This window comes from Paenibacillus sp. 01T422 (assembly GCF_056398785.1).
Genome location: NZ_JBFTQB010000408.1, coordinates 1 through 5,473 on the forward strand (window position 1 = coordinate 1; position 5,473 = coordinate 5,473).

Annotated in this window: 2 protein-coding genes; both read right to left on the minus strand. The window is 47.3% G+C overall.

What is annotated here, in order from left to right:
• The coding region (locus tag AC1DUA_RS21535; RefSeq protein ID WP_477501722.1) for a glycoside hydrolase family 127 protein at window positions 1–1,851 on the minus strand (1,851 nt) is incomplete at its 3' end.
• Window positions 1,852–1,954: 103 nt separating this feature from the next.
• Window positions 1,955–5,473: Ig-like domain-containing protein (locus AC1DUA_RS21540; RefSeq protein ID WP_477501723.1), on the minus strand; the 3,519-nt coding region annotated here is incomplete at its 5' end.

Genomic DNA, 5,473 nt, shown 5'->3' on the forward strand with positions numbered 1-5,473 from the left:
GTCCATGTACAAGTGGTCTCCCCATTCCTTGGATTCTAACCGATTGGCAGGCACGGTAATGGTCTGAAGGCCGCCTACAACTTCTGGCTCAAATTGAATCTCATATTCCGGCTGCCGCTGCAACAGAACTTGATGCAAGTTCGGGCCATTGTCAGCTTCTTCTATACAATACACCAGCGGTCCACGTTGAAGCGCAACTTTCCCGATCGTTTCACGCACCTGAGGATGACCCGTCATCCTATGGACCGGCATAGACAAATCAAGTTCAACTTGATCTCCTGGCTGCCACTTTCTATCGATGTAGGCATAACCATTCACACAAATATCAGTAAGAGAAACAGGTTCATTTTGAACAATCAACTTCGCTTCTCGGCACCATTTCGGTATTCGCAGTGCCAAGGTGAACTCGGTCTCCTGCTCAACATCTACACGAAAACGTACATGCCCATTCCAAGGAAATTGCGACTGTTGCTCCAGCTTGACCTGCTGTCCTTCGATATCCAGGGTTGCTTGATTGCCAATATACAGGTTCGCGTAAATCGTTCTCCCTTGCACGTTATACACATAATGACCTAACGAAGCGAGCAAGCGAGCAATATTCGGCGGGCAACAAGCACATCCGAACCATCCTTGCCGCTCTGCCTTCACATGGTTCACCGTGTGATTCTTACCGATGGCATCCGGCCATACCTCTAATGGGTTGACATAGAAAAACCGTTTCCCGTCGCGTGACATACCACTGATAACGGTATTGTAGAGGGCTTGCTCCATGACATCCGCGTATTCGCTTTTTGCCTCAATTTGCAGCAAGCGCTGAGCAAAGAAAATCAAGCCAATCGAGGCGCAAGTCTCCGCATAAGCTGTATCGTTAGGCAGATCATAGTCAAGCGAGAATGCCTCGCCATACTCCATCGAACCAATTGCCCCAGTTATGTACATACGTTTACTGACAATATTTCTCCATAATCGACGGCAAGCATCAAGAAGTTCAGCATCCCCTGTTTCCGCCGCTACATCGGCCATCCCCGTGCACATATAAACAGCGCGAACCGCATGCCCCTCTGCTGTGTCTTGTTCTCGAATCGGTCTATGAGCTTGACTGTAAGCACGATCATGAACGATATCTAACGCTGGAAAATGGACCTTCTCATTCCGGCGATGGTACTCCATTTCATAAAAGCTCGGCTCTTTCCCTCTTTCGTCCAGAAAAAACTGACTTAATCGCAAATAGGTCTCATTCTGTGTGACATTGTACAGCTTAACAAGCGCTAATTCAATTTCTTGATGCCCGTCATACCCATTCAACTTATCTGGACCTGGCCCAAATACTTGATCTATGCAGTCGGCTAGACGGCAAGCCACATCAAGAACCTTACCTTTCCCTGTCGACTTGTAGTAAGCAACGGCTGCTTCAATGAAATGACCTGCACAATACAACTCATGGCACTCAGCTAGATTCGTCCATCTGTTCTCAGGCTCTTTGAGCGTAAAATAGGTGTTCAAATAACCATCTTTCTGCTGCGCCCTGGCAATAATATCGATGACTTCATCCGTCAATTGTTCCAGCTCTGGGTCCTTACTTGTCTCCAATAAATAACTTACAGCTTCAAGCCACTTCGAAACATCACTGTCCTGAAACACCATGCCATAGAATTCGCCAGTCTCCAAGCCAGCTGCAATTTTAAAATTTTTCATCGCATGGCTTGGCTCTGCACCCTCAATTCGATCATTCAACGCTTCCCATTGATAAGGAACAACGACTTCACGAACCAAACGAATATACTCGGACCAGAAATCATCCGTAATCTGAATCTGTTTCAATGGAACAGGTCTTGCAATGGACAAAGTCATGTGAGAGTTCCCCTCTGCTTTCATAATGTGATTCATAGAAATAACAGCGAGACCCGCCATCCAAGGATGACAGGTCTGCCTTGCTGCGATAAACTGCGATGAATTATTCCTGGTTTAACCAGTCATCCAGAATCATTTTGGCCACTGCCGCCAGCACCTGAATGTCAATAACGCCTCTGTTATAGATGTCGGCTTTCTCAATTAGGGGCCAGTTGGCATCTGTAGACCTCGTTCCGTAATACTTAGAAATTAAGGACAAGTCATTCAAAGTAATACTTGTTTCACCCGGTATTAATGTAATGAATGTGGCCGAGTAGGTTTGTACGGCTGCTTGCAAAGTGATTACCGCTGCATCCACTTGATTTTGCGAGGATGAGCTGTTAGCAATCGCTTGAGCACTGCTGATAGCTGCCTGCAAGGCTGTTCTCGCTGCTACCGGATACATACCGATTTTTGTGCCTTCTTTTGTAGTATCAAGCTTGCCTTGTGCTTGTGAAATTGCGGCGTTCAGCGCCGATGTATCCACGTTTTGAGTGTCTACTGTGATTTGGAAGGCATGAGTGGCGCCTTCAACCGTTCTACCTACACCGTCTTTCGATATTTCAAAATCGGAGATGTAGACGCTGGTTGTTACCGTCTCACTGACTGCTTGAGCACGAGCGTGAACGGTTAACAGCGGACCAGACTCGCTGACTTCGTTATTGCTACCTTCACCAGCCATAAGGATCATAATTTGGCCTTTATCCGCTTTTACACCTGTATCCAACACTCGGAAATTAGATTTCACAGCGCTGAGCACGTGGTCTGCCAAGGAAAGAGTGCCGTTGCTATTCGTTTTTGTGTCGAATTGTACTTTGCTTGGGTCGTAATTCAGCACCAAATTCAATGTCGTGAAGCTGGTACGTAGTTTATTCACCCCAATGCTCAGATCAAAATTCTGAGAACTGCCAACGGAAGCAGGGCCCGTTAATGAAGCTGCCGTAGTACCTGCTGAAACGACAGTAACATTCGCTTTTGCTTTGACAGTTGTTCCTTGGGCTGCACCATTGACGGCAAATGAGCCCTCTTGTGCATAGTTGGCTGGATCAACCGCATCCCATGTGACATTTACGAGCGATGTTGAGGAGTCGCTATACACCGCTGTAACCACAGATGGTAATACAGGAGCTGTTCCCGCTTCCGTCGTTACGTTGATTTCGTTGATGCTTGCGATTTGCTTCCCTTGATAAATGTTCTGAACTTCTTGTGGACTCTTATCCAGACTATAAATTTGGAAATCATCCATTACTCCACCTTTTAACGGTGCGCCATCCGAATAACCGCTAACGCCAATTAATTTAGGGTCGTTAGTTGGCGTAATGCTGTTCAGAGCTCCCTCAACCACTACCTGCTGGGCTACACTATTTTTGTAAATAGCGCTTTGCTTGGTAACGGAGTTAAAGGTAAACGCAACATGCGTCCATTCATTTAATGGGAAAAAGACATTCGGTGTTTGAGCGACCTTGAATAAGTTCGTCCCGTCAATCATCATGACAATTGCGCCATTGAGTGTGATGAAGAAGCCTTGACCCGCATAATTGCCATTCGGCTTGAACCATGCGACAACTTGTTCACCGCTAATGCTGGCTGTGCGCTTGAACCAGAAGGAAACCGTAATATCCGCCGGCTGCAAATCCCGGCTGGTACCGGCGTCAATTTTGCCGCCGTTCAGGTTCAATCCTGCGCCATCATGGCCACCTGCTACCCAAGCAGCAGATCCACCCGTAGTCGTCTTCAACGTGCCGGTATTCCCTTTATTTGACGAATCCGTTAGCGTCGTTCCGCTGCCTTCGTCAAATTTGTACCAGAGCATCAAATCGGTTCCTGCCGCCGGTCCTGGCGTTACGGTCACGTTCGCTACGGCTTTTAGCTCCGTACCTGCAACAGTTCCTTCCACCGTGAAAGTTCCTGCTTGCGCATACTTCGCTGGGTCAGGCTGCTCCCATGTGACCCCAACAAAATCATTGCTCTGATCGGAATAGTTAGCCTTCACAGTACTTGGTAAGAACGGTGCTACTCCCGCCCTGGTGGAGACAGCAACTGGATCAATGCTTGTTAATGTTGGCGTTCCAATAACCGTTACGATCGCCATCGCTTTCTCAGATGTACTAGGAACTACACCATTTACGATAAATACATTGCCTATTGTAGCGAACTTTGAAACATCCACTGGATCCCAGGTAACAGCTACTTTCGTTGTCGTGCCATTTTTAAGTATCGCTGTTACGGAAGTCGGTAATTTCGGTGCTTTGTTTACAACAGCATCCAAGGTGATACAAGGAATACTAAGAATGTCGAGTGGATTCTCACCTGTCGTGTGCAACCGCAAAACCGTCACCGAATATTTAGGCAAGCTATAGTCAAAAAGTGGACTTACGGCAGAGATAGCCTTTGTTTGCGGGGCAACTTTTGCCGGATTCGCTAACGAGTTCTCGTCCGTCAAAGCGTTAGCGGCAAGTACCGTTGCCGTTCCTTCTAGAGACAGGTTGGCTGCATTGATCCCGTCCAATTGGATACGAGTGTTTTGCGCAGCACTAGAATTGTTTACTAGTTTCACAACAATATCACCAGTTGCAAGGTCCTTGCTGACAGCCGAGTAAACACCTGCTAGGGCACTCGCGTTAGGTTTGGATAGTGTGCTAGGCAGTACATAAGAGCTTTTGCTCGTGTTGCTGCTAAATATCTTCTGAACCTGATAGGACGTCGTTCCATAGACTTGTGAGTTATTAAAGAAAATGAGATCTGGCCACCATTGTGTGTATGTATTTCCTCCTGCGCTTCCCAACTTAGCAAAAGTTGGCGCATAAGAAGCAAACTTCACAATGTCCCCATTGCGCTCTAAACCGGTCATGTACGCCGCTTCGGCAAGCGCGCCTTTCATCGAGTTGCCTGTATTGCCATCGCCATTATTGGCGGCGCCAGCATCATTTTTAACCGCATATTCGCCTACAAATACCTGTTTGGAATTACGGTCGTAACTATCGTACCTGTTCGTATTGTTCAGCATAAAGGAGGCATTCGTGTAATAATGCTCATCGATGACTTCGGCTCTGCCCTTCCCTTTACTTGGGTCGTTCATCCAATTCCAGCCTGCGGCAACATCTGCACTGCCGCCCGTTGAAAAAATGAGATTCATATACGGATATTTGGCTTTAATCGCATCGTAGAACAACGGATATCGATCATAATAATCCTGTCCCCAATGTTCGTTGCCAAGGCTCATATACTTCAAATTGAAGGGAGCCGGATGTCCGGCAGCAGCGCGCTTAGCGCCCCATTCTGTGGAAATATCGCCATTGGCATACTCGATGAGATCTAACGCATCCTGAATGAATGGTTGAATTTGATTCAGCGGTGTGTTAGGACCACCTACGAGGAATTGCTCTACCATGCCTACGTTAACAACGGGCAGCGGCTCCGAACCGAGATCCTCCGCCAATTGGAAGTATTCATAGAAACCTAAACCGCCCGATTGGTTTTGTGTTAGCGCAGCCCCTTTCTCGCCACGGTTTGCCGTTGACCAGAAGTTGATGTTATTAGGACGCTCTGCTACATCCCCGATTGTATTTTTCCAGTAGTACGC